The following is a 24,675-nucleotide window of genomic DNA, read 5'->3' as shown; positions in this document are numbered from 1 at the left end:
TCACTCCTCGGGGTGATGCGGATCCATCTCCCACGGTTCCCGGCCGATGTACTGCGCGGCGGCGCGGAACACGGCCCCCTCGATCGCGACGCGACGATGCGCGGCGTCGTCGTGCCCCGGCTCCATGAGCCGCTCGATCGGCACCCGGAACAGGACGATCCGCTGCGCCGCGGTGTCCACCAGCCAGCGCGGCAGACCGTCGGGATCGGCGTGCGCGGGCATCGCCGCGATCTCGATCCGCACGGGGCGCAGCTCCGGCCACATCGAACGCAGCAGCTCGACGGCGGAGCCGACGTGCAGGTCGAACGTGTCCAGCCGGCCGTCCAGCGGCGGAAGCGGCGGGCGCACCACCGAGCTGCGGCCCAGCCGTCCGTGCCTGCCGTGCCGGTCCCCGCGACGCGGGGCCGCCGTGCGGCGAGGGGAACGGGGGCGACGCATGCGGCCAGTCTATGTGCTCCCTCCCGGCCGCTGAGGCGGTCGAAGCACGGTGCTCCCCGCGCGGCATCCCCGGCGGGCGCGCGCCGGGCCGTACGCTGAAGGCGATGTACGGACGACTCTGCTCCAAGGTGGGCTGCGCACGCGAGGCCGTGGCGACCCTCACCTACGACTACGACGACCAGATGGCCGCGCTCGGGCCGCTCGGCGCCGAGAACGATCCGCACGCGCACGACCTGTGCGCGATCCACGCCGACCGTCTGTCGGTACCCGCGGGCTGGATCGTCGTCCGGCACGAGACGCTGCGCGCCTGATCGCGGCGCGGGGCGGAGCAGGCCGAGGCGGCCGACCGACCGGCGTGACGGGCTTCAGCCGCCGACGCGGATGCCGCTGAGACGCTCCACGCGCTCGTCGGCCAGCGCCAGTGCGCGCCGCTCGCGCTGCCGGCGCAGCACCGTCGCCGCGACGAGCACGGCTTCGGCGGGTGCCGTCGGCACCGGCGAGATGTAGGCGGAGGCCTCCGTCAGCAGGTCCTGGGCGATGCGCGCCCGGGATGCGGGATGCAGCTGCGCGGCGTTCTCCAGGAACTGCGAGATCCGCCGCGCCAGGCGATCCGGCATCCGGGCGACATCGGCGATCGCCGCCCACGACTCGAGTCCGGCCGGCATCACCGGCGCCCGGGCGGGAAGCGCGGGCGTGCGCACCTTCTGGCTGTAGGTCCCGGCGACGAGGTCGCCGAGCCGCTGCGAGCGGCCGCTGAACGCGCCGGTGAGGAACGCCACGGCGCCGAAGGTCATGTAGATCTCGAGCACGCCCAGCAGCGCGCGGATGAAGGCATGCCGGAAGCCGGCCGCGCCGCCGTCCATCCGCACGATGCGCCCGCCCACCGCCAGCCTGCCGAGGCTCCGGCCGTGCGTCAGGGTCTCGACCGCACACGGCACCACGACGAACGAGGTCACGATCGCCAGCACAGAGAGGATCCTGTCGAGCGCGCCGTCGCCGGTCGCGCCGAGCATCCAGTACCGCACCGCGATGTAGCCGACGAACAGCGCCCAGGACAGCAGCATGTCGATCATCGCGCCGAGCGAGCGCATGAAGACGCCGACCGGCTGCACCTCGATCGCGACGGCCTCGCCGGAGAGCACCTCGTCGTCGCTGTCGAGGACGCCGGCGCCGTGGCCGTCCGGGTTCTGACTGCTCGACATGAGTACAGTAAATCAGGTGGACGCCGACGCACTCGCCGATGCCAGGAACCGGGAGTGGGCGCGCCTGGACGAGCTGAGCCGGGGACCTCTCGACGGCGCCGGCGTCGACGAGCTGATCACCCGCTACCGGGCAGCGTCGGCCGATCTCGCCGACCTGCGCTCCTCGGTGGGCAGCTCCCCGCAGAGCGTGCACGTCTCCACCATCCTGGCGCGCGCCCGCCTGCGGCTCACCGGGCAGAGCGAGAACGTGCTGCGCCAGACGGCGCGGTTCTTCACCCTGCAGCTGCCCGCGGCCCTGTACCGGCTGCGCTGGACGACGCTCGCGATCGCCCTCGCCAGCCTCGCCGTGATCGCCGTGGTCGCCGTGTGGATCTCGTCCGATCCGGCGCTGGTCGCCGCACTCGGGTCGAAGGCCGACCTGAAGCACTACACCGAGCACGCGTTCACCGACTACTACACGGAGAATCCGGCGGCCGAGTTCGCCGGGATGGTGTGGACGAACAACGCCTGGATCGCGGCGCAGTGCGTGCTCTTCGGCGTGACCGGGATCTGGCCGGTCATGGTGCTGATGCAGAACGCGGTGAACGTCGGCGTCGCCGTGGGCGTGATGTTCGCGTTCGGTCGCGGCGACGTGGTCGTGCTGTATCTGCTGCCGCACGGCATGCTCGAGCTCACCTGCGTCTTCGTCGCGGCGGCCGCGGGCCTGCACATCTTCTGGGCGTGGCTCGTGCCGGGCGAGCGCACCAGGGCAGCCGCGCTGGCCGCCGCGGGACGCTCGCTGGGCACGGTGGCGCTCGGGCTCGTCTTCGCGCTCGCCCTGGCCGGCACGATCGAGGGCTTCGTGACCGGGTGGGGACTGCCGTGGCCGGTGAAGATCGGGATCGGCGTGCTCGCGCTCGGCCTGTTCCTCGGCTACATGCTGGTCGTCGGCGGCCGCGCGCAGCGGCGCGGCGAGACCGGCGACCTCACCGAGTTCGAGGCGGGGACGCCCACGCTCGTGGTCGGCTGAGCCGGCGCGTCCTCAACGCCGGGACGTGGCGGCTGCCCCGTCCGGGCTCGCGCCGTCGAACAGGGCGCGATAGGTGAAGCCGGCGATCAGCGCGCCCAGGATCGGGAACACCAGGAACACCCAGAGCTGCGAGAGAGCGGTGACGCCCCCGTAGATCGCCGTGGCCAGGGAGCGCGCGGGGTTCAGGGAGGCGTTGTCGATCGGCAGCGTGGCCAGCACGCCCAGCGTCAACGTGAGGCCGATCGCGACGCCCGCGAACGGCGTGCCGCGCACGGGATGCGTGACGCTGAGGAACACGAACAGCAGGAGGGCGGTGAACACGACCTCCGCGACGATCGCGGCCCACGCCCCGAAGCCGCCAGGGGAGAGCGTGCCCCAGCCGTTGCTCGCGAAACCCGCATCCTGGGCCTTGGCCAGCCAGCCCTCGGGTCCGAACGTGCCGATCAGCGTCAGCACGGTGGACGCCACCAGACCGCCCACGGCCTGCGCGACGATGTACGGCCCGGCCTCCCGCCACGGGATCCGTCCCGCCGCCGCGACGCCGAGGGTCACCGCCGGATTGAAGTGACCGCCCGAGATGGGGCCGAAGGCGTACATCCCGATGAGCACGGCGAGGCCGACGGCGAGCGCCACGGCGAGGTACGCGCCGGACTGGCCGCCCGGATCGGGGAAACGGCTCGATGCGAACAGCGCGGTGCCGATCGCCCCGGCGACCAGCAGGAACGTGCCGAGCCCCTCGGCGACCAGACGCGGGGTCAGCGCCGGGGCCGCCGAGTCCGGTGTGTCGATGGGGGAGGACATCTCGCTCCTTGCTGGTCGGGGGCGGGCTGCGCCGCTGTCCGTGAGCGAGATTACTCGCGCCGCCGCTCATCCCGTCGGCACCCTGCCGACGCAGCCGAAGGTCGTCTCATCCGATGACGCGCTCGAACGTCTCGTGATTCGTCATCGGGCGCGGGAACGGCCCGCCCCGCGAGGGGACGGGCCGTTCCTGAGGACGTGCGGTCAGCGCACGTCGAAGCGGTCGAGCTCGGCGACCTTGACCCACGCGGCCACGAAGTCGTCCACGAACTGGTCCGCCGCGTCATCGCTGCCGTAGACCTCGGCGACCGCGCGCAGCTCCGAGTTCGAGCCGAACACGAGGTCGGCGCGGGTGCCCACCCACGTCCTCTCGCCGGTGCGGTCGTCCGTGGCCTGGAAGGCGTGCGAGCCGGGGTCGAGGGGCTTCCACGTCGTGTTCAGGTCGAGCACGTTGACGAAGAAGTCGTTCGTGAGCACGCCGGGCGTCTTCGTGAAGACGCCGTAGGGCGAGCCGTCCCAGTTCGCACCGAGCACACGCAGCCCGCCGACGAGCACGGTCATCTCGGGCGCCGACAGCGTGAGCAGGTTGGCCCGGTCGACGAGCAGCTGCTCGGCGGGGATCGCGCGGGCGACGTCGCTGACGTAGTTGCGGAAGCCGTCCGCCTGCGGGTTCAGGTACATGAACGACTCGACGTCGGTCTGCTCCTGCGTGGCGTCCGTGCGCCCAGGCGTGAACGGGATCTGCACCGAGCGGCCTGCTGCGGCCGCCGCCTGCTTCACGCCCACGTTGCCGGCGAGCACGACCAGGTCGGCGAAGGACACCTGCGCGCCGCCGGCGGCGTTGAAAGCGGCCTGCACGCCCTCGAGCGCGGCGATCACGCGGCCGAGCTCGTCGGGGCGGTTCACCTCCCAGCTGCGCTGCGGCTCGAGGCGGATCCGGCCGCCGTTCGCGCCGCCGCGCTTGTCGCTGCCTCGGAACGAGGCGGCGGCCGCCCACGCGGTCGACACCAGCTCCGAGACGGTCAGGCCGGTCTCGGCGATGCGCTGCTCGAGCGACGCGACGTCTGCGGCGTCGATCAGCGGTCCCTCGTGCGCGGGCAGCGGATCCTGCCAGATCAGGTCCTCCGCGGGCACCTCGGGGCCCAGGTAGCGGGACTTCGGGCCGAGGTCGCGGTGGGTCAGCTTGAACCAGGCGCGGCTGTACGCGTCGGTGAACGCGGCCTGGTCCTCCTTGAACCGCAGCGAGATCTCGCGGTAGATCGGATCCTCGCGCAGCGCCAGGTCGGTGGTGAGCATGCGCGGCTCGCGACGGCCGTCGCCGTGCGCCTCGGGGACCATGTCGCTTCCCGCGCCGTCCTTCGGCTTCCAGTGCTTGCCGCCGCCGGGGCCGGTGGTCAGCTCCCAGTCGTAGGCGAACAGGATGTGGAAGAACTCGTTGTCCCAGCGGGTGGGGTGGTAGGTCCAGGTGACCTCGAGGCCGGATCCGATGGTGTCCGCGCCGTGTCCGGCGCCGTGGCTGTTCTTCCAGCCCAGGCCCATCTGCTCGATCGGCGCGCCCTCGGGCGACTCGCCGACGTTGCCGGCCTCGGGAGCCGCGCCGTGGGTCTTGCCGAAGGTGTGTCCGCCGGCGATGAGGGCGACGGTCTCCTCGTCGTTCATCGCCATGCGCGCGAACGTCTCCCGGATGTCCTTCGCCGCGAGCAGCGGGTCGGGGTTGCCCTCGGGACCCTCCGGGTTGACGTAGATCAGGCCCATCATGGTCGCCGCGAGCGGCTTCTCCAGCGAGCGCTCACCGGCGTCGTCGGCGGAGATGCGGTCGGCACTGTCCAGCCAGACCTTCTCGGAGCCCCAGTACACGTCGTCGTCCGGCTCCCACACGTCGGGGCGGCCGCCGGCGAAGCCGAAGGTGGGCATGCCCATCTGCTCGTGCGCGACGTTGCCGGCGAGGATCATCAGGTCGCCCCAGCTCAGCGCCCGGCCGTACGTCTTCTTGACCGGCCAGAGCAGGCGGCGCGCCTTGTCCAGGCCCACGTTGTCGGGCCAGCTGTTCAGCGGAGCGAACCGCTGCTGGCCGGTGCCGCCGCCACCACGGCCGTCGAACACGCGGTACGTGCCCGCGGAGTGCCAGGCCATCCGGATCATCAGCGGCCCGTAGTTGCCGAAGTCTGCGGGCCACCACGGCTGCGACTCGGTCAGCACCGCGGCGATGTCCTTCTTCACGGCCTCGAGGTCGAGCGCCGCGAACGCCGCCGGGTAGTCGAAGTCGGGACCGTGCGGGTCGGCGACGGCCGGGTTCTTCGAGAGGAGGCGCAGGTTCAGGCGCTCCGGCCACCAATCGGTGTTGCCGGTGCGGCGGGCGGCGGGGCGCGGTGCCGCGGCGCCGGAGTGGTCGGCGGATCCGCTCGCGGGGCCTCCGGTGGCGCCGGTCACGGGGCAGGTCATCTCGTCAGTCAATGCTGATCCTTTCCTCGGGGTGGTCTGTCGGGTCGGCCGGTGCGGCATCGCACTCGCGGCAGATCGCGCGGTAGGTCACGGAGGCCTCGAGCAGGCGCATGCCGTGATCCTCGGCCGGGTGCAGACAGGGTGCCGCTCCGACCGAGCACGACACGACCTCGAGCCGGCCGCAGCGCACGCACTGCATGTGGTGGTGGTTGTCGGACGGTTCGACCTCGAACAGCGCGCGGCCGGCGTCCGGGAGGCTCACCCGGCGGATGATGCCGGCCGTGGCGAGATCGCCGAGGATCGCGTGCACGGTGGGCAGCGCGATCCCGCTTCCGGCGACGGCGGTGTGGATCCGGTCCGCGGAGCTGTGCGGCGCGAGCGCCAGAGCCTGGAGCACAGCGATGCGCTGCACCGTGACGCGCAGGCCCGCGTCGCGGAGGATCGACGAGGTCTCCATACCGACAGGCTACCTTTTTCTGAATCATTCAGGAAAAGCCGCGGTGGCACGGGCGTGTCGAGACCGTGGAGGCCGTGGTGTCAGAGCCTGCCAGCGGCCTTGAGCTCGAGGTACCGGTCGGCGATGCGCGGCGGCAGGTCCTCCGGGTCCGCCGCGAGAGGCTCGCCGCCCGCGCGCCGGATCGCGTCTGCGACCCGGGCGGCGTCCTGCAGGGTGCGCTCGGCGGCGGCGGCGAGGTAGACGTCCTCGCGGGAGTCCCTGCCTCGCGCCAGCGCGTCGATCGACACGTCGGTGGCGGATCCGACCAGGATCGTCGTGGCGCGCGACGCGTTCGGGAAGGCGCCGAGGAACGAGCGGGCGCTCTCCACGGCGTCCTGCGCGGTGAGCACCACGATCAGCGACGGGCGCGTGGTGACGGTGCGGATCGCGGCGAACGCCGCGCCCCAGTCGGTGTCGACGAGCCGGGCGTGCACCGGGGCCATGGCGTCGGACAGCGCCGGCAGCAGAGCCGGGCCTTCCACGCCGCTCACCCTGCCCCGCACGGCGCGGTCGAACAGCAGCAGGTGCACGTGGTCCCCGGCGCGCTGGGCGAGCGCGGCGAGCAGCAGAGCCGACTCGTACGCCGCGTCCAGCCGGGTGCCGTCGCCCACGCGCGCCGCGGCGGTGCGGCCCGTGTCGATGAGGATCACGACGTGCCGGTCGCGCTCGGGGCGCCAGGTGCGCAGCATGGTCGTGCCGGCACGGGCGGTCGCGCGCCAGTCGATCGAGCGCACGTCGTCGCCGCGCACATACTCGCGGAGGGAGTCGAACTCGGTGCCCTGCCCGCGCACCTGCACGCTCGTGTTGCCGTCCAGCTCGCGCAGCCGGGCGAGGCGCGACGGCAGGTGCCGGCGCGAGGCGAAAGGCGGCAGGATCCGGATCGCGCCGCGCACGCGGTGGCGACCCTGTCGCCCGGCCAGCCCCAGCGGGCCGGTCGAGCGCACCGCGACGAACTCGCTGGACAGCTCGCCACGCCGGCGGGGGAGCAGCGCGATGCCGATCCGGCGCCGTTCGCCGCCGGGCAGGTCGAGCCGCGCCCTGCCGCGCTCGGCCGCGCCCGCGGTCGGCTGCCAGGCGTCGCGGAGGAGCCCGTGCAGCCGCCGCTCGCCGAGGTTCTGCACGATCACGGTCGCGGTGACCGGCTCGTGCTGCCGGCCCTTGCCCGGCACCTCGCGGGTGATCCGCAGGGCGCCGACGGGGGCGGCGAGCAGCACGTCCAGCCCGGCCAGCACCGCGCACAGCACGAGCCAGCCCAGCAGCGTGAGCCACGGCGACACGCGCGCGCCGTCGAGCAGCACCATCGGGACGACCCCGACGGCGGCGACGATCGCGAGACGGCCGGTGAGGAACACCTAGATCGGCACCCTGGTCTGCTGCACCACCGAGGTGAGCACGGCGTCGGGCGAGACGCCCTCCATCTCCGCGTCGGGGCGCAGCTGCAGGCGGTGCCGCCACACCGGGATGAGCATCGTCTGCACGTGATCCGGGGTGACCGCGGACGACGCGTTCAGCCACGCCCAGGCCTTCGCCGCGGCGAGCAGAGCGGTCGAGGCGCGCGGGCTCGCGCCCAGCTGCACGGAGGGGGACTGCCGGGTGGCCCTGGCGAGGTCGACCACGTAGCCGAGCACGTCGTCGGTCACCCGCACGCGGCCGGCGGCGCGCTGCGCGGCGAGGATCTCGTCCGCCGTGACCACGGGGTGCAGGTCGGTGAGCTCTCGCGGCGAGAAGCCGTCGGCGTGCCGGCGCAGCACCGAGACCTCGGCGTCGCGCTCGGGCACGCCGACCACGAGCTTCATCAGGAACCGGTCCAGCTGCGCCTCCGGGAGCGAGTAGGTGCCCTCGTGCTCGATCGGGTTCTGCGTCGCCGCGACGAGGAACGGATCCGGCAGGGCGAGGCTCGCGCCGTCGGACGACACCTGGCGCTCCTCCATCGCTTCGAGCAGCGCCGCCTGGGTCTTCGGAGGTGTCCGGTTGATCTCGTCGGCGAGCAGGATGTTGGTGAACACGGGCCCGCGACGGAACTCGAACTCGCCGGTGCGGGCGTCGTAGACGAGGGATCCGGTGACGTCGCCCGGCATCAGGTCGGGCGTGAACTGCACGCGCTTGGTGTCGAGCCCGAGCGCGCGCGAGAACGAGCGCACCACGAGCGTCTTCGCGACTCCCGGCACGCCCTCGAGCAGCACGTGGCCGCGGGCGAGCAGCGCGACGAGCAGCCCGGTGACCGTGCCGGCCTGGCCGACCACGGCCTTGTCGACCTCGGCGCGCACCCGCTGCATGGCCCGGCGGAGGGCGGCATCGTCGTCCGGGACGGGCCCGGGTCCTCCGCTCGGCGCGACTGCCGCGGCTGGTGCGGCCGTTGCCGTGGGCGCGGCCGGCGTCGGCGCCGCGGCGGGCGCGGGCTGGGCCGCCGCCGCAGGACCGGCCGGGGGCGGCGGTGCGGAGGAGAACTGCGGGGCGACGGCGTGGCCGTCGGGCGAGCCGCTTCCTGGGCTCGTCTGCTCAGTCACGGGTGCTCCTTTCGATGCGGACCGCGTCCTCGACGGCGGTCTCCAGGTCGGTGAGGTCTCGGGCGAACGGCACGAGCTCCGCGTCCGTGGACGGCAGCGGGCCGGTCAGCAGGGCGCGGCACGCGGCGCGGTCGATGCGGATGCGGTCCGCGGCGGCGTCGGCCACGGACGCGGGATCCGCGCGCGCGGCGAGGCCCAGCCGCTTCGCGAGGCGGGCGTTGGTCCCGGCGCGCAGCGCGTCCGCCGCGTGTGCGGCATCCGCGGCCTTCGCGGTGAGCCGGGCGCGGCCGAGCATCGTCTCCGAGGCGCGCACCGTGACCGGAAGCGTCTCCGCCACGAGCGGACCGAAGCGCCGCCCGCGCCAGGCCGCGGCGAGCAGGGCCGCGACCATCAGCAGGACGATGGCCGGGGTCACCCAGCCCGGGGTCAGGTCGGCGAGCGACTTCTTCGGGTCGGCGTCGGTGCGATCGGAGTCGGCGAGGGAGGGCACGTACCAGACCACGTGCGGCTGGGCGCCGAGCAGTGCCAGGCCGAGCGCGGCGTTGCCGTTCTCGGCGAGGTGCGCGTTGGTGAACAGCCCGGAACCGTCCACGATCGCCCTGCGCTGTCCGCCGTCGTCCGACATCAGCACCGCCGCCCCCTCGGCGGCGTCGCCGAAGCAGGCGGTGACACCGGGATCGGGCAGGAACAGCTGGCCGGGCGCGATCGGGCCGACGTGGGCGAACGCCCCGACCCGGCAGCCGGGCTCCGCACGGGACGGGGAGACGGCGGACGAGTAGCCGCCGAGCCCGAGGATCCGCAGCATCCGGGCGCTCGCCGTGATCAGCACGACGTCGTGCGCGCGATCGACCAGCCGCTGCGCCGCGCTGTCGCTGAGCGGATACGGGTCGCTCATCACCAGTGTGGTGCGGTCGTCGAGCCGCTTCTCGGCGGCGTCGCGCGAGCGCACCACGTCGACCGTCACGCCCTGCTGGCGGAGGATCTCGGCCAGCGCCTTGGTCCCCTCGGGACCGGGCAGTTCCGGATCGTAGGTCTCGCGCTGCGCGCTCGAGGGGACGGTCAGCAGCAGGCCAGCCCCCGCGACCACGATCACGAGCACGACGACCAGCAGCCAGCCGAGGCCGCGCCGCAGCCGCCCAGGGTCGCGTACGAGGGTCCCGGCCCCGGCACTCTCCGGGGCGGCGTCGCGGGTGGGCGGAGCGGAGACGGTGCCGGTCATGCGTGCACCTCCTGCCGGCCGTCCGCCGGCTCCTCCTGCGGGCGCGAGGCCGCGAGCCGGTCGTCGGTGCCGATCAGTTCGCGGTAGAGGTCGGGACTCCCGGGACGGCCGAGATAGCGGACGTCGTCGAAGACCACCGCAGCCGCATGCAGCGCCTCCGCCTCGCGGGGGAACGGACGCACCGCCTCCCGTGCGATGGTCTGCGCGGTCGCGCCGGGCGCGGGTGCGATGAGGTCCCGCTCCATCAGGGCGCGGGCGATCGCGCGGTAGCGCAGCACGATCGCCTCGGCCCAGTCCTCGTCGCGCGCCGCCCGCTCCGCCTCGGCGCGCAGCTGTGCGGCGGTGCGGTCGTCCACGGCGCCGAGCAGGACGGATCCTCCGACGCGGGACCGGGAGCGCCGCGGTCGCCCCCAGATCACGAGCACCGCGACCAGGGCGGCGGCCAGCACGATGCCGATCACGATGGCGGCCCAGGGCCCGAGCCCGCCGACGTTCCGTCCGGTGAGCAGATCGTGCAGGAAGTCGACGATCCCTCGTGCCCACTGGTCGATCAGCGTCGGCTTGGCGGCCTGGTACTCCGGCTTCGCGAGCTCCTGCTCCGCGAGCCGGCGCGCGCCGTCGCCGTCCGGGATCAGCGGGATCGCGGACATCGCACGCGTCAGGCCGAGCAGGATCATCGGTCCCGGGATCCGGGCGACGTCCAGGGACCGTCATCCTGGGGGCGCGCCCAGGGGCTCTGCTGTGCCGGCGGGATCGGGGCAGGGGGAGGCGGCGCGGCAGGCGCGGCGTCAGGTGCGGGCGCCGCCGAGGGCTGCGGCGGGTATCCCTGCGATGTCGGGTACGCCTGCGGTGCGGGATATCCCTGCGACGTCGGGTATCCCTGCGGTGCGGGATATCCCTGTGGTGCTGCGGAGCCGGGCGCGGCGTAGCCCTGCGGCGGCGCATATCCGGGTGCCGTGTAGCCCTGCGCTCCGTAGGCCTCCGGGGGATAGTAATAGGGAACGGCCGCCGGGGCGGGCGCGGGGCGGAAGCCGGCGCGCACCGCGCGCCCGTGGTCGACGCGGAACGGATCCGACCCGTCGTCGTACCCGGCCGCGCGCCGTTCGGTCGCCGCCAGCAGATCCTGATCCAGTCCCTCGTAGCGCATGCGGCAGTCGATGTAGACCAGTGCGCCGGCGGTCGACTGCACCACTGCGCTGATCGACTGCACCACGATGAGCACGATCTCGGTGATCACGAGGGAGACGATCGTGGCCGTGCTGAACGAGCTCAGGGTGTCGCCCGTGGGCTGCAGCACCGAGCCGAAGAGCGATGTGATCAGGCCCACCGCCATGTTGAGCACCTGGGACAGCACGTAGAAGATCGCCCCGATCACGAAGGCGATCCCGAACGCGAACCAGAACCGTCCGCGGGTGAGCCGCCACGAGCGGACGATCGCCTCGCGGACGCCCGCCCCCTCGAGCACCAGCAGCGAGGGCACGAGCATGAGCTTCGTGCCGAACCATATGGCCAGCACCACGATGCCGAGCATGCCCACGATCGTGACGATGACCGTCAGCACGAGACCCGCGCCGCGGAACCCGGACGGGATCCCGATCGCGCCGAAGGCGATGCCGAACACGAGCCCGACGGCCAGCACGCCGCCGAGGCCGTAGAGCAGGATATAGCCGATCAGCCGCCACGCGGCCGGCTTCACCCGGGACCAGAGCACGGGCAGCGTCGCCGGCTCGCGGAGCACGGCCGCGCGCACGTCCGCGGCGACGATGCCCTGCACGATCGCGCTGAACGCCGCCGAGAGCAGACCCACCAGCAGCCCGGCGAGCACGACGAAGGCGGCGGATCCGACGCTCAGCGTGATCCAGTCGTCGCTGCCGGGCTGCACGGTGCCGAGACGGGAGAAGGCCAGGACCGCGACCGCGCCGACCACGCCGCCGACCACGATCAGCACGGCCAGCTGCACGACCACTGCGAAGCCGAACAGCACCTTCGGGTTGTGCCGCAGCGCCGCGAACGACTTGCCGAGGACCGTTCCGAACCCGAGCGGCCGCAACGGGATCAGGCCGGGTCTGGGCGCCGGGGTCCACCCCTGTGCACCCGCAGTCTGTTCGCTCACGAGTCCTCCGGTTCGCGTCTTGGCTCCATCGTGGCACACCGCTCCGACACGGATCGGGCGGAACGTGCCGTCGGGGATCAACGCTTCCGCATACTTCGCAAAACCGTGAAGTACGCTGGACGGACGTGCGGGCGCTGACATGCGCCGGCACGCCGTGGACGAAAGACGACTGGGCACAATGACCTCACGCATCCTCGTGGTCGATGACGATACGGCTCTGGCCGAGATGATCGGAATCGTGCTGCGCACGGAGGGCTTCGAGCCCGTCTTCTGCGCGGACGGCGCCAAGGCCGTCGACGAGTGGCGCACGCAGCGTCCCGACCTCGTCCTGCTCGACCTGATGCTGCCCGGCATGGACGGCATCGAGATCTGCACGCGGATCCGCGCGGAGTCCGGCGTCCCGGTGATCATGCTCACCGCGCGCAGCGACACCGCCGATGTCGTGCGCGGGCTCGAGGTCGGCGCGGACGACTACATCGTGAAGCCGTTCAATCCGAAGGAGCTCGTCGCCCGGATCCGCACGCGGCTGCGGCCGACGCCGCAGTCCACCACCGAGGTGCTCCGGATCGGCGATCTCACGATCGACGTCGACGCGCACGAGGTCCGCCGTGGCGGCGCGCCGATCGCGCTCACTCCGCTCGAGTTCCAGCTGCTGGTGGCGCTCGCCTCCAAGCCGCAGCAGGTGTTCTCCCGGGAGATGCTGCTCGAGCAGGTGTGGGGCTACCACTACAAGGCCGACACGCGCCTGGTGAACGTGCACGTGCAGCGGCTGCGGGCGAAGGTCGAGCTCGATCCGGACAACCCGCGGATCGTCACCACGGTGCGCGGCGTCGGATACCGGGCCGGGAGCGTGGCCTGACGTTCGCGCAGGCCGCGAGTGCGTCCATGTCGCAGAGCGCGGTGGCGCGGAGCGCCCGGCGCAGCGCACGCCGGCTGGCCCGGCTGTGGCGGCGGTCGCTGCGCTTCCGCACCCTCGTCATCACGCTCGGGCTGACCTCGGTCGCGGTGCTCGTCACCTGCGTCGCGATGGCGCTCGCGGTGCAGAACAACCTCTGGGAGGCGCGCAAGGACCAGGCGCTGCACGACGCGCTGCGGGCGGTCGACTCGGTGCAGTCCGCCGTCTACTCTGCCGACACGCAGGGCAACCGCACGGCGCTGCTCGGCCTGATGGGAGACGTGAACAGCCGGTTGAGCTCGGTCTCCAGCGCCCAGATGGTCGGCGTCTTCCCGATCGACAACGGATCGGCGCAGGCGGCGCCTCCCGGCTTCCTGAGGGACGGGTTCACCGAGGACCTGGTCTCGGATCAGATGCACCAGCGCGTCTCCAAGGACGACACCAAGCAGTGGTGGCAGCCGGTCGCGCTGCACGACGCCGACGGATCCCAGCACGCCGGCATCATCGTCGGCCAGCAGCTGAAGGTGCCGGAGGCGGGCGCCTACGAGCTGTACATCGCCTACGACCTCGCCGACACCGAGCAGACCCTCGTGCTGGTGCAGAGCAGCCTGTGGGCCGCCGGCAGCGTGCTCGTCGCCCTGATCGGCGTGATCGCGTGGTTCTCGCTGCGCTCGGTGGTGCAGCCGATCACCGAGGCCGCGGAGACCAGCGCGCGCTTCGCCGGGGGCGACTTCGACGTGCGGCTGCCGGTGCGCGGGCAGGACGAGCTGGCCACGCTCGGGCGCTCGTTCAACGCGATGGCGGACAGCATCGAGGCGCAGATCAAGGAGCTCGGGGAGCTCTCCCTGGTGCAGCAGCGGTTCGTGTCGGATGTCTCGCACGAGCTGCGCACCCCGCTCACCACGATCCGGCTGGCCGCCGAGATGCTCAACGACCAGCGCGAGGAGTTCGACCCGACCACCGCGCGCACCGCCGAGCTGCTGCAGACCCAGGTGCACCGCTTCGACACGCTGCTCGCCGACCTGCTCGAGATCAGCCGGTACGACGCCGGATCCGTGCAGCTGGAGACCGAGGCGACCAGCCTCGCGCATCTCGCCGAGGACCTCGTCGACGACATGCGCCCGCTCGCCGAGACTCACGACACCGAGCTGCGCTTCGTCGCCCCCGGCGGGCACACCCCGGTCGATCTGGACCCGCGCCGGGTGCGCCGGATCCTGCGCAACCTCATCGGCAACGCGATCGAGCACGGCGAGGGCCACCCCATCGTGATCACGGTCGACAGCAATCAGAACGCGGTGGCCGTGGGCGTGCGCGACAGCGGCCTCGGCATGTCGGCGGAGGACGCCGAGCGCGTCTTCGACCGGTTCTGGCGGGCGGATCCGTCCCGGCGGCGCACGATCGGCGGCACAGGGCTCGGCCTCTCCATCGCGCTCGGCGACGCGCGGCTGCACGGCGGCACGCTCGCCGTGTGGTCCGAGCTCGGGACCGGAACGCACTTCGTGCTCACCCTGCCGCGCAGCTCCCGCCCGCTCGAGGGCGCATCGCCGATCCCGCTCGAACAGCCGGAGCCGATCGCGGAGATCGGACTGGCCACCGCGCCGATCGAGATCGCGAAGCCCTCCGCGCCAGCCCAGGAGGAGGACTCATGAGACTCGCACGCGCCCTGCGCAGCGCCCTCGTGGTCGCCGCGGCGTTGAGCCTCGCCGCGTGCGCCTCCCTGCCCACCACGGGAGACGTGCGTCCCGGCCTCGCCGCCGACTCGAGCGACAAGAGATCCGACGTCGCCTACCTCCCGCAGGGCCCCTCCAACGGCATGGACCCGGAGCAGATCGTGCGGGGCTTCATCGACGCCGCCTCCAGCCCCAAGGACAGCTGGGGCGTCGCGCGGGAGTATCTCACCGCGGCCGCGGCGCAGAAGTGGAAGCCGGACAGCGGCGTCACGATCGACACCTCGCTCTCCGATCGCACCTACAGCCCGCCCGATGCCGACAAGCAGGCGAAGAGCACCACGGTGCGGCTCGGGCTGCGGCCGGCGGCGACGGTCGACGAGAACGGGAACTACTCCACGAGCACGGCGAGCGGCTCGGCCGAGTTCTCGTTCGCGCTGAGCAAGGACAGCGACGGGCAGTGGCGGATCTCGTCCGCCCCCGACGGCATCGTGCTGGACGCGCAGTCCTTCGCCGACGGCGACGTGCTCGCCCCGTACACCCTGCAGTACTTCGACCCCACCTGGACCTATCTGGTGCCGGACGTGCGCTGGTTCCCGAAGCGCGAGAACACGGCCAGCCGCATCGTGCAGTCGCTCGTGAGCGGCAAGCCCAGCCCGTGGCTGGCGAACGGCGTGCGCACCGCGTTCACCGGCGACGTCGCGCTCGCCCGCAGCACCGTGACCGCCGATGCGCAGGTCGCCGAGGTGGCGCTCACCGACGCCGCGCTGAACGCGGACGCGTCGACCCTCGCACGCATGCGCACGCAGCTGGAGCGCAGCCTGTCCGGGGTCGGCGTGCTGCAGGTGAAGCTGACGGCCGGCGGCCGCGATCTCAACGCGGGTTCCGCCTCGGTGGCTCCGACCGGCGTCGACACCCGTCCGCTCGTGCTGACCGACAAGGGCTTCGGATTCCTGGCCAACGGAGCGATCGCGCCGGTTCCCGGGGTGTCCTCGGAGCTGACCTCCCTGCAGAAGCCGATCACGGCGATCCGGGCGGCCAGCGGCGCGCAGCGCGTGGCCATCCAGACCGGCGACGGCACCGTGTACGCGGTAGCGGACGGGAGGATCAGCGAGGTGGACGGGCGGCCGGGGCTGCTCGCGCCCGCGCTCGACCCGTTCGGCTTCATCTGGACCGTTCCCCAGCAGGCGCCCCGGTCGATCATCGCGTGGTCGACCGGGGTCTCGCCGACGCCCATCGACGGGCCGCAGGACGCGTCCGACATCTCCGCGGTCGCGATGAGCCGCGACGGCTCTCGGCTCGCGATGGCGGTCACCGCCGCGGGGCAGAGCAGGGTCGAGGTGGCCGCGGTGACGCGCGACGACAGGGGAGCGCCCACCGGGATCGGGCAGCAGAGCGTGATCGCCTGGCCGCCCGGCGCGGTGAGCGACATCACCTGGCTCGACGACACGACCGTCGGCGTGCTCACGGCGGACGGCAGCCATTCGGTGCTGCTGGAGCAGCCGGTGGGCGGACCGGCGACGACCGTCGAGGTGCCGGACGGGACGCGGACGGTCGCCGCGTCGTCCCCGACGTCGAACATCCGCCTGCTCGGCGGGGACGGCACCCTGCGGGTGCGCAACGTGCAGACCTGGCAGCAGGAGAGCACGAACGTGAAGGTGCTCGGGATCCAGCTCGGCGGGTGATCGCGGCCGGGGAGGATCCCGTGACGTCCCGCACAGGTCCGCTCGTGGTCCGGTTCTGCACGGATCCGGGAGGCCAGCCCGTCTGCGCGCCCTGCGGCGGTCAGGATCGGAGGATGTCCGCAGAACCGCTGCGCCGGCTCCTCCGGGAGATCGCCGATCTCGCCTTCGCCTCGGCGTGCGCCGGATGCGGAGCCGCGGGCACGGCCCTCTGCCCTGACTGCGGGCGCGAGCTCGTGCCGCACCTGCTCCGCCCGCGATCCGACGCGGTCCCGCTCCGAGCCGGACTCGCCTTCGAGGGCGTGGCGGCCTCGGTGCTGCGGGCGGTGAAGGAGGACGGGCAGACCTCCCTGATCCGCGTGCTCCGGCCCGCGCTCGCTGCGGCCGTCGACGATCTGCTCGCGGGCCGGACCGGGGGCGATCCCGGCCGGCGGCGACCCGTGGACGTCGTCGTCCCCGTTCCGACCTCGCGCACCGCCTTCCGCCGCCGCGGCTTCCGGGTGCCCGAGCTGCTCGCCCGCGGCACAGGGATCCCCGTGCAGCGCGCGCTGACCTACGCGCGTCGCGTCGAGGACCAGCGCGGTCTGACCGCCGATGAGCGCCGTCGCAATCTCGGCGGGGGGCTGATCGCGACCCGCCCGGGGGAGGGGCGTCGTGCGCTCATCGTGGACGACGTCGTCACGACCGGCGCGACCTGCGCGGAGGCGGCCAGGGCGCTGCGCGCGGCCGGCTTCGAGGTGGTCGGCGCGGTGGCCGTCGCGGCGACCCGCCGGCGCGGCGATCGACCGCGCACCGCCGGGGAGCACAGCTCTGGGCGAACGCCCATGACACGCAGGTGAATTGTGGGTGACAGGGCGGTGTCGCCCGACTACGGTAGGGATTCACAAAGGCGACCACGGTCCGCCCTTGGCCGGGTGGACCGGAACAAGGAGGTCAGGATGGAAACGAACATCGTCGGTGTCGGAGTCGGCATCAGCGATCGATTCCGAGCGGTGGTCGAAGAGAAGACCGCACGGATCACGACTATCGCGACGAAGGCGCAGCGTCTCGACGTGAAGGTCACCCATCGTTCCTATCGCGGCGGTCACGTGGAGGACGAGACCGTCGAACTCACCCTCGTCGGAAAGGGCCCGCTCGTGCGCGCAGAGGCGCGCGACGCGGACAAGTTCGTGGCGCTCGACCTCGCCGTCGACAAACTCTGCGAGCAGGTGCGGCGCGCCAAGGAACGCCGCATCGACGGGCGCCACCATCCCCGCGGCGCGCACCTCGAGAAGAGCACCGGCGAGCTGGCCGGGATCGACGTGCACCCGGTGTCGGCGGATACGCTGCACGCCGTGTCGACGGGGGCGATCCCGACGCTCGAGCTCGAGGAGGAGTACTCGCCGGTCGTGATCCGGTCCAAGAGCTTCGAGCCGGAGTGGATGACGGTCGAGGAGGCCGTCGACCGCATGGAGCTGGTCGGTCACGACTTCTTCCTCTTCGTGGACGCCCGCACCGATCACCCCAGCGTCGTGTACCGCCGCAAGGGCTGGGACTACGGCGTGATCGCGCTGGCCACGCAGGCGGCCCCCGCCGAGGAGGAGCTCGTCGGCTGACGCGCTCCCGCAGGACCAGAACGCGGCTCGGGGCGATCCCCGGGCCGCGCTCCTGTGCACGGGCGGGTGTCAGTCGAAGATGTCGCCGAGCAGGCCGCCGATGACGAGGCCGCCGAGCACGCCGCTCACGATGTCGCCGCCGCCGGAGCTGCGACCTCCGCCGCCCCAGCCGCCTCCGCCGCCCCAGCCGTTCCCGCCGCCCCAGCCCTGATCCGGGCGCGAGCGGTCGATGTCGTGCTGGGCCAGCTGCAGGGCCTCCGCGGCGAGCTGCGCGATCCGCCGCGCGGTGCTCAGCGCCTGCTCGCGCGTCTCCTCGGCGGGCAGCAGCGACGGAGCATCGACCCGCAGTCGCTCCGCCTCGGCGAGACGGGTGCGGGCATCCGCACCGATCCAGCCGCGGTGGCCTTCGATCAGCCCGCGTGCGATGCCGAGCTGGCGGTCCGCGTCGTCCAGGGCGTGCTGCACCGTGTCCAGTGCCGGCAGGGGATGGTCGGCCCGGTAGCGGGCGGTCGCGACGGCGGCGTCGAGCGCCGTGTTCGCCGCACGCAGCCGGCTGAGGTCGCCGAACGGATCGCTGCGCGATCCTGCGGGCGGGAGCGCGTCGAGGGCCTGCTGCAGCGCGCCGGCCGCCGCGGTGACCTCGGGCGTGGCGGGCACGGACGGCAGCGCCGAAAGATCGTTCCGGGAGTCGGCGACGACCTCGGCGAGCGTCGACTCGGCGCGCAGCGCCTCGATCTCGAAGTCGTCGACCGCGTCGAGCAGGGACGCCGCCCGGCGCGTCGCCTCGGTCGCCGTCTCCAGCGCCAGAACGGCCTCCTGGTTGCGGCCGGCCTCGCGGCGGCGCTCGAACACGTCCGCGCCGTGGTTCGCGAAGACCACGAGCTGCGCGGCCTCCTCGGCGCTGCGGGCGACACGCTGCATCGCCGCGTCCGAGTAACGCGTGGCGAGCCGCTCCACGGACGCCTGCGCCTGGGGCACGCGGGCCTCGAGCGACGCGGCGTCCGCGCGCACCCTCGCCACGACCTGCGGCGCGTTGCGCACCCGGTTCACGGCGTCGGCGATCGCCGCGGACTTCTCGTCGATGAGGTCCTCGGCCCACTCGCACAGCTGCACGATGCGCGCGTTGCGGGTGCGCAGCTCCTCCGGGGTGTCCGGGATCTCGTCGTGGTTCAGCTGGTGCAGCTGGAACGCCTCGCCCATGTGCGTGCGCACCGCGTCCAGCGCGGCCCGGAAGTCGGCCGTCATCTCGTCGCCGAGCTCGGCCGAGGCGAAGGCCAGCTCGTCGGCCGACATGCGGATCCGTTCGTCGGCCGCGACGATGGCCTGCTCGGCGTTCCGCGCGAGATCCGCGTCCTGCGCCTGCAGCTCGTCCTGTTCACGTTTGCGTCTGCCCCAGAATCCGGCCATGGGGCGATCCTATGATCCGGGGCCCTGCGCTCGCTGAGGATCCGCTACGCCCTGCGCGATCAGGCGGGTGCGTCGCGGCTCCGGCGACGCGCGGGTCAGCCGAGCGGCCAGCCCGGCGACGGTCGCGGCGGTCAGGCGATCGCGGTGCGGTGGGTGAGCTCCGCCCGCCGCGGACGCACCAGCCAGGCGAGCCCGGCGATGAGCAGCGGGAGGCCCACGGCGAGGGCGGCCAGCCACCACAGCGGAAGGTCGCCGGGGGAGACGTTGTCCGGATTCGCGAGCACCATGCTCCACGCCGGCACCAGCCCGCTGAGCACGCCCAGCAGTGCGCCGAGTCCGGCGATGATCACCGCCTGCCACGCGTTGACGTTGCGACGCAGGACGCGATGGGCGCCGACCGCGGCCAGCGTCGCATCATCGGGTCGTCGTTCGAACCGGCTCAGTCCGAGGCTGATCGCCGCCGACCCGAGCACGATCACGCCGGCGACGCCGGCCACCAGTGTCAGCCAGCCGGCGATGGGGGTGGGGCCGTCCTCCTGCATCACGGAGACGTGCGTTCCCGCACCGCTCAGCCCGTCGGCTTCGGCGGTGAGCCGGTCGATCGTCGCAGTATCGGGCGGGGTGTCGTAGACGCCGACCAGCATGAGAGGGGCGGTCGGGATCCCGAGCCGCGCGGCGGTCGCCGGGGTGATCAGGGCGTCGAAGCGCGAGCGGACCATCGGCACGGTGACGAGCGGGACCGTCGCGGAGGTCGTTGGCGTCTCCTGGCCGGTGAATGCGCCGCCGAGTGTTCCGGCCGGATAGCCGTCGATCCGTGCGCGGTGCGGCGGCTCCCCGGGGGTGATCGCGCGAGTGGTCAGGAGCGCCCCGTCGCGCAGCGCTCGCCGCTGGTCGTCATCGAGCAGATTCCCGAACAGCGCCTTCACGGCGTCCGCGTCGGCGACCGTGAGAGTGCCGAAGCCGTACGCGTCGCGGCAGGTGTCGCACCCCTCCGGCATGACCCTGTACTCCTGCAGCTCCGAGGGTTCCGGGCGTCCGGTGTCCGGGTCGTAGGGCGCCTGCTTCGGCGTCGCGATCTCCAGCACGGCACGCGGATCCGTCCCGTCCAGGAGCTGCCGGGCGTCCTTCTCGACCTGCGCGGCGTCTGCGCCGTCCGCGCCGAACGTCACCGAGACCGAGCCCAGCGGACCGCTCCACGGGTACTGGCGCGCGTTCACCGCGGCGGTGCTCGCCATCACCGCGAGCACGAACGTCGCGATGAAGACGCTCGCCGTGATCGCCGTGAACGCGGGCACGGTGCGCGTGGGATTCGCGGCGGCGTCGCGGGCGGCCAGCCGCGGCGCGAGTCCGAGCGGGGAGAGCAGCCGTGCCACGCCGCGCAGGAGCGCATGCCCGGTGAGGATGATCCCGATCTGCAGGAGGATCGGCCCGCCGATCATCATCCACAGCGCGACCCCGCGGAGCACGTCCGTCCCCGCCGTCCCTCCCGCAGGGACGTACGTCGCGAACGTGCGCGGTGCGGAGACCGTGGCCGTGATGACGCCGCCCGCGAGCGCGACGGCAGCGCCCACGCACACCAGCACGATCCCGATGACCGGCGCCTTCCGGCGCAGGACCGCGGGCCGGCGCGCGCCGCGGAGGGCGCCGAGCGTGTCGCCGCGGGTCGCGGTGCGTGCCGGCGCGAGGGCCGAGAGGGTGCCCACGAGAGCCGCGAACACGATGATCGCGATCGCGGCGTCCCAGGGGATCCGGAAGGCGAAGCTCGACCAGAACCGCCCCTGCACGCCCGGGTCGAAGAGGCGCAGGGCCACGGCCACGGCGGTGCCGCCCAGGACGGCGCCGACCACGCCTCCGGCGAGGCCGAGGGAGAGCCCCTGCAGCACGACGATGCGGAACAGATCCCCGCGGGTCGCCCCGACGCTCGCCGCGACGGCCAGCGAGCGCTGCTGACGCCGGGCGGCCACCGCGAACGCCGCGCCGGCGAGGAGCGTCACGAGGAAGCCGCTGGCGACCGCGAACACCGCCCCCACCGCGAACGAGGTCCAGCGCGCCTGGGGTGTGCGTGCGCTGTTCGCGGTGATCGCACCGGGCGGCGGATCCAGCACGACGTCGCGCGCGTACACGCCGTATCCCTCGCGGTTGAACGCGGCGAAGTCCTGGTACCGCGGCTGCCAGTCGGTGACGAACCAGGAGCGCGAGGCCCCGTCGAGCGCCGCTGCCGGCAGTACACCGGCCGGCGCGTACAGGGTCGTCGAAGGATACTTCTGCGCGTCGATCGCCTGCAGGGCTCCGGTGATGGTGAGCGTGGTGTCCGAATCGGGAAGCGCGACCCGGTCGCCGACCGCGATGCCCAGCCGGCCCAGCAGGCCGGGACCCGCCATGGCCTCATGCGCTCCGGTGGGGGCGCGGCCGGAGAGGATCCGGAACGCGCCCCTGAGCGCCGGGTCCCACGCGTCTCCGCTCACCGCGGTGAAGTTCGCGATCCCGGCGCGGGTGTTCAGGCGCACCACGCCCTGCTCGATCGGGATCACCTGCGCGCTCGCCGGCACGAGGCTGCTGAGCTCGGTCGGCGGCGGATCCATGGGTGGCCGCCCGTCGCCGGAGACCGGGCCGACCGACTGCGACATCGACGGCTCGTCGATCGCCTGCCGGTATCCGTCCGGGAGCGGGGAGATCGGCACCAGCTGGGCCTGGGCCTGCCCGAGGCGCAGCGTCACGGCTTCCTCGGGCGTCGGGGTGCGGCTCTCCAGGAACACCGCCGCGCCGAACAGCCCGGCCACGGGCAGCGCGACCAGCAGCGTCACCAGGATCGAGGATCCCTTCGCGCGCAGCACCTGGCGCCAGGAAAGGCGCAGGTCGGCCCGCATCCGGGAGCCGACGCGCGGAGCGCCGAGCGGTCCGGTGCCGCGCCGCCGCGGTGCCGGCTGCGGCGGGCGGGCGGAACGGCTCGCCCTGGTGCGCGTCCTCGACGCGGCGCGCCGGCCCGCGCGGGTCCCGCTCATCGCGTCACCAGCAGATCCGCGGCGTCGTCGCGTCGGGTCTGATCCACGATCCGGCCGTCGCGGAGGAACACGATCCGGTCCGCCCAGGCTGCGTGCCGCGGTTCGTGGGTGACGAGGATCCCCGCCGCGCCGCCGTCGACGCGCTCGCGCAGGACGCGCAGCACCGCCTCTCCGGTCACGGAGTCGAGGGCGCCCGTGGGCTCGTCCGCGAGGATCAGCCGCCGCCCGCCGACGATCGCGCGGGCGATCGCGACGCGCTGCTGCTGCCCTCCGGAGAGATCGTCGGGATAGGCGGCACCCTTCGTGTCGAGCCCGACCGCGGCGAGGGCGTCCTTCGCCGCGCGCTTCGCCGCGCGGCCGGAGATCCCGTCCAGCTCGAGGGGCAGCGTCACGTTCTCCAAGGCCGTGAGCGTCGGGATCAGGTTGTAGTCCTGGAAGACGAAGCCCAGGGACCGGCGCCGCAGCGCCGCGACCTCGCGCGGGCTCGCGGAGCTGAGGTAGGTGTCCTCCACGATCACCTCGCCCGCCGTGGGCGTCTGCAGTCCGCCGGCGATCGCGAGAAGCGTCGACTTGCCGGACCCGGAGGCGCCCATGACGGCGACCAGCTCGCCCGCGGACACCGTGAGATCCACGCCGGAGAGGGCGCTGACCGAGGTGGCACCCTGCCCGTACTGCTGCGACACGCCGATGAGCTGCAGCACCGGGGCGGTCATGCGTCTGCGCTCGCGACGGTCGCGGGTGCCGCGTTCGCGGCCGGGCCCTTGGCGGCGCCGTCGCCCGGGCCGACCTTCGCCGGGTCATCGCCCGCGCCGACCTTGACCGGGCTCAGGGACGGCCGGCCCCGCTTGGGACGCTCGGTGGACAGCTCGAGCTCGAGGGAGTGCTGCGGATGCTGCGCGAGGCGCTGCTCGGTGTGGTCGAGCCAGCGCACCTCGGCCTCTGCGGCGAAGATCATGGAGTCGATCACGAGCGTCCACGCGAGCTCTTCAGGGCTGTCCGGCTTCGACCCCGCGTACTTGGTCCGCTGCAGCTCCTGCAGCTGGGCGAGCGACGCTCTGCGCTGCGTCTGGATGACGGCGGTCACGTCGACGCCCGGGAGCGTCGCGGCGACAGCGAGCTTGATCGCGAGTTCGTCCCGTGTGCCGGTGGCGCGCTCGACCGGGGAGGAAAGCCACCCGGCGACCTCGGCGGAGCCGGCCCCGGTGATCGCCCAGTAGACGTGCCCCTGGTCGTCGGCCTCGCCGCGCTCGACGAGCCCGTCGCGCTCCAGGCGCTCCAGGGTGTTGTAGATCTGGCCGACGTTGAGCGGCCACGTCGAACCGGTGCGCCGGTCGAACTCAGCGCGCAGCTGATACCCGTAGCACGGGCCTTGATCGAGGATGGCGAGGAGGCTCTGACGCACCGACATGGAATGTCCTTTCCCGGAATCTGTTTCCGAGTATATGCATACTGGGAAATGTTCGGTGCAGGGCGTTGCCGGCGTGTCCGATGGGCTGTGGCGTTGCGAGCTTTCGCGAGCCCCGGGGGCCTCTGGCCGCCAGCGGTGCACTGCCCCGAGCGGGCCGCAGCCCCTGGGATCTCGGTCGTTTCCCGGGTCTCGATTCTGTGATCTTTTTGTGATGTTTTCGGGGGTTGATCTGGCTCTTTTCGGGGCTGGAATGTCGGTGGCCGGGGGTTGACTGGGGTCATGAGCAGCTCGAGCGGCACGGTGGTGGATCCGGTGGATCCGGTGATGGTGTTGCGGATGCTGGGGGAGAGTCTGGTGGTGACGGAGGCGTCGATCGTGCAGTTGCAGGCGTTGCGGGAGGCGCATCTCGGGGTCGCGCAGCACCTCGCGGAGGACCTCGCCGCGCGTTCTTCCGGGTCGGGGGTGGTGCGGGGTGAGGCGGTGGATCTTGCGGCGCGGTCTGTGGCGGCGGAGTTGGCGGGGGTGCTGCGCATGTCGGATCGGGTGGTGCAGGGCCGGATGGCCCGCGCCGGGGATCTGGTGGCCCGGTTCCCGCAGACGGTGCGGGCGTTCAGTGAGGCGCGGATCAATGCTGCGCATGTGCGGGTGATCCAGGACGCCGGCGCCCGGTTGGACGACGATGCGGTGCGGGCGGGGTTCGAGCGGCTCGCGGTGGCGGCGTGTGTGGGGGAGACTCCGCATCGGGCGCGGCGGGTGGTGGAGCGGGTGGCGGAAAGGCTCTGCCCGCGGGGTCTC

Annotated in this window: 21 protein-coding genes and 1 pseudogene; 8 read left to right on the top strand and 14 right to left on the bottom strand. The window is 73.0% G+C overall.

Features of this window, described 5'->3' with window-relative positions; translation table 11 throughout:
- Window positions 1-438 carry a hypothetical protein gene (locus ACTJJZ_RS01855; RefSeq protein WP_440719465.1) on the bottom strand — a complete coding sequence of 146 codons (438 nt, stop codon included), beginning with the start codon at window positions 436-438 and terminating at the stop codon, window positions 1-3.
- A 104-nt stretch (window positions 439-542) separates the two neighbouring features.
- Between ACTJJZ_RS01855 and ACTJJZ_RS01850 the strand changes: the two genes are divergently transcribed.
- Entirely contained in the window at window positions 543-749 is a 207-nt protein-coding gene (locus tag ACTJJZ_RS01850) for a DUF3499 family protein (RefSeq protein ID WP_440719464.1), read from the top strand.
- 54 nt (window positions 750-803) lie between these two features.
- On the opposite strand, the gene ACTJJZ_RS01845 is transcribed toward ACTJJZ_RS01850, so the two are convergent.
- Window positions 804-1,640 carry an RDD family protein gene (locus ACTJJZ_RS01845; protein ID WP_440719463.1) on the bottom strand — a complete coding sequence of 279 codons (837 nt, stop codon included), beginning with the start codon at window positions 1,638-1,640 and terminating at the stop codon, window positions 804-806.
- A 16-nt stretch (window positions 1,641-1,656) separates the two neighbouring features.
- On the opposite strand from ACTJJZ_RS01845, the gene ACTJJZ_RS01840 reads away from it, so the two are divergent.
- Window positions 1,657-2,649: a stage II sporulation protein M gene (locus ACTJJZ_RS01840; RefSeq protein ID WP_440719462.1), complete on the top strand. Its 993-nt coding sequence runs from the start codon at window positions 1,657-1,659 to the stop codon at window positions 2,647-2,649.
- Window positions 2,650-2,661: 12 nt separating this feature from the next.
- Here ACTJJZ_RS01840 and ACTJJZ_RS01835 read toward each other — a convergent pair whose 3' ends face one another.
- The 8 genes from ACTJJZ_RS01835 to ACTJJZ_RS01800 form a co-directional block, all read right to left on the bottom strand.
- The gene (locus tag ACTJJZ_RS01835) at window positions 2,662-3,450 is read right to left on the bottom strand and encodes an aquaporin (RefSeq protein ID WP_440719461.1); all 789 of its coding nucleotides are present in this window, start codon (window positions 3,448-3,450) and stop codon (window positions 2,662-2,664) included.
- Between the two features lie 201 nt (window positions 3,451-3,651).
- Window positions 3,652-5,889, bottom strand: coding sequence for a catalase/peroxidase HPI (katG, locus tag ACTJJZ_RS01830; RefSeq protein ID WP_440719756.1), 2,238 nt, complete (start codon window positions 5,887-5,889; stop codon window positions 3,652-3,654).
- 4 nt (window positions 5,890-5,893) lie between these two features.
- Window positions 5,894-6,346: a Fur family transcriptional regulator gene (locus ACTJJZ_RS01825; protein WP_440719460.1), complete on the bottom strand. Its 453-nt coding sequence runs from the start codon at window positions 6,344-6,346 to the stop codon at window positions 5,894-5,896.
- A gap of 80 nt (window positions 6,347-6,426) precedes the next feature.
- Complete coding sequence (locus ACTJJZ_RS01820; protein WP_440719459.1) at window positions 6,427-7,737, bottom strand: DUF58 domain-containing protein; 1,311 nt, start codon at window positions 7,735-7,737, stop codon at window positions 6,427-6,429.
- Entirely contained in the window at window positions 7,738-8,661 is a 924-nt protein-coding gene (locus ACTJJZ_RS01815; RefSeq protein WP_440719755.1) for an AAA family ATPase, read from the bottom strand.
- 223 nt (window positions 8,662-8,884) lie between these two features.
- Complete coding sequence (locus tag ACTJJZ_RS01810; protein ID WP_440719458.1) at window positions 8,885-10,111, bottom strand: DUF4350 domain-containing protein; 1,227 nt, start codon at window positions 10,109-10,111, stop codon at window positions 8,885-8,887.
- Window positions 10,108-10,788 (bottom strand): DUF4129 domain-containing protein, encoded by a 681-nt coding sequence (locus ACTJJZ_RS01805; RefSeq protein WP_440719457.1) that lies wholly within the window; start codon window positions 10,786-10,788, stop codon window positions 10,108-10,110. The genes ACTJJZ_RS01810 and ACTJJZ_RS01805 overlap by 4 nt, the downstream gene beginning before the upstream one ends.
- Window positions 10,785-12,224, bottom strand: coding sequence for a glycerophosphoryl diester phosphodiesterase membrane domain-containing protein (locus tag ACTJJZ_RS01800; RefSeq protein ID WP_440719456.1), 1,440 nt, complete (start codon window positions 12,222-12,224; stop codon window positions 10,785-10,787). Before ACTJJZ_RS01800 ends, ACTJJZ_RS01805 begins: the two co-directional genes overlap by 4 nt.
- Before the next feature lie 178 nt (window positions 12,225-12,402).
- Here ACTJJZ_RS01800 and mtrA point away from each other — a divergent pair, with 178 nt between their 5' ends.
- The 5 genes from mtrA (at window position 12,403) to hpf (ending at window position 18,063) form a co-directional block, all read left to right on the top strand.
- Window positions 12,403-13,083: an MtrAB system response regulator MtrA gene (gene mtrA, locus ACTJJZ_RS01795; protein ID WP_440719455.1), complete on the top strand. Its 681-nt coding sequence runs from the start codon at window positions 12,403-12,405 to the stop codon at window positions 13,081-13,083.
- A gap of 26 nt (window positions 13,084-13,109) precedes the next feature.
- On the top strand, window positions 13,110-14,768 hold the full coding sequence (mtrB, locus tag ACTJJZ_RS01790) for an MtrAB system histidine kinase MtrB (protein WP_440719454.1): 1,659 nt from the start codon (window positions 13,110-13,112) through the stop codon (window positions 14,766-14,768).
- The gene (locus ACTJJZ_RS01785; protein ID WP_440719453.1) at window positions 14,765-16,471 is read left to right on the top strand and encodes an LpqB family beta-propeller domain-containing protein; all 1,707 of its coding nucleotides are present in this window, start codon (window positions 14,765-14,767) and stop codon (window positions 16,469-16,471) included. The genes mtrB and ACTJJZ_RS01785 overlap by 4 nt, the downstream gene beginning before the upstream one ends.
- 113 nt (window positions 16,472-16,584) lie before the next feature.
- Complete coding sequence (locus ACTJJZ_RS01780) at window positions 16,585-17,307, top strand: ComF family protein (protein ID WP_440719452.1); 723 nt, start codon at window positions 16,585-16,587, stop codon at window positions 17,305-17,307.
- A gap of 99 nt (window positions 17,308-17,406) precedes the next feature.
- On the top strand, window positions 17,407-18,063 hold the full coding sequence (gene hpf, locus ACTJJZ_RS01775; RefSeq protein WP_440719451.1) for a ribosome hibernation-promoting factor, HPF/YfiA family: 657 nt from the start codon (window positions 17,407-17,409) through the stop codon (window positions 18,061-18,063).
- Between the two features lie 69 nt (window positions 18,064-18,132).
- Here the strand turns inward: hpf and ACTJJZ_RS01770 are convergent, their stop codons facing one another.
- The 4 genes from ACTJJZ_RS01770 to ACTJJZ_RS01755 form a co-directional block, all read right to left on the bottom strand.
- Window positions 18,133-19,470: a hypothetical protein gene (locus tag ACTJJZ_RS01770; protein WP_440719450.1), complete on the bottom strand. Its 1,338-nt coding sequence runs from the start codon at window positions 19,468-19,470 to the stop codon at window positions 18,133-18,135.
- A 131-nt stretch (window positions 19,471-19,601) separates the two neighbouring features.
- Window positions 19,602-22,472 (bottom strand): FtsX-like permease family protein, encoded by a 2,871-nt coding sequence (locus ACTJJZ_RS01765; protein WP_440719449.1) that lies wholly within the window; start codon window positions 22,470-22,472, stop codon window positions 19,602-19,604.
- Window positions 22,469-23,185: an ABC transporter ATP-binding protein gene (locus ACTJJZ_RS01760; protein WP_440719448.1), complete on the bottom strand. Its 717-nt coding sequence runs from the start codon at window positions 23,183-23,185 to the stop codon at window positions 22,469-22,471. Before ACTJJZ_RS01760 ends, ACTJJZ_RS01765 begins: the two co-directional genes overlap by 4 nt.
- A complete protein-coding gene (locus tag ACTJJZ_RS01755) occupies window positions 23,182-23,880 on the bottom strand; it encodes a PadR family transcriptional regulator (RefSeq protein WP_440719447.1) in 699 nt (232 codons plus the stop codon). The genes ACTJJZ_RS01760 and ACTJJZ_RS01755 overlap by 4 nt, the downstream gene beginning before the upstream one ends.
- 279 nt (window positions 23,881-24,159) lie before the next feature.
- Between ACTJJZ_RS01755 and ACTJJZ_RS01750 the strand changes: the two are divergent.
- A pseudogene (locus ACTJJZ_RS01750) lies at window positions 24,160-24,675 on the top strand (HNH endonuclease signature motif containing protein); the annotation flags it as partial.

This window comes from Microbacterium sp. 22242, from assembly GCF_052045495.1.
In the GTDB taxonomy this organism is placed as follows: Bacteria; Actinomycetota; Actinomycetes; order Actinomycetales; family Microbacteriaceae; genus Microbacterium.
This window is presented reverse-complemented; position numbering and strand designations above follow the sequence as displayed.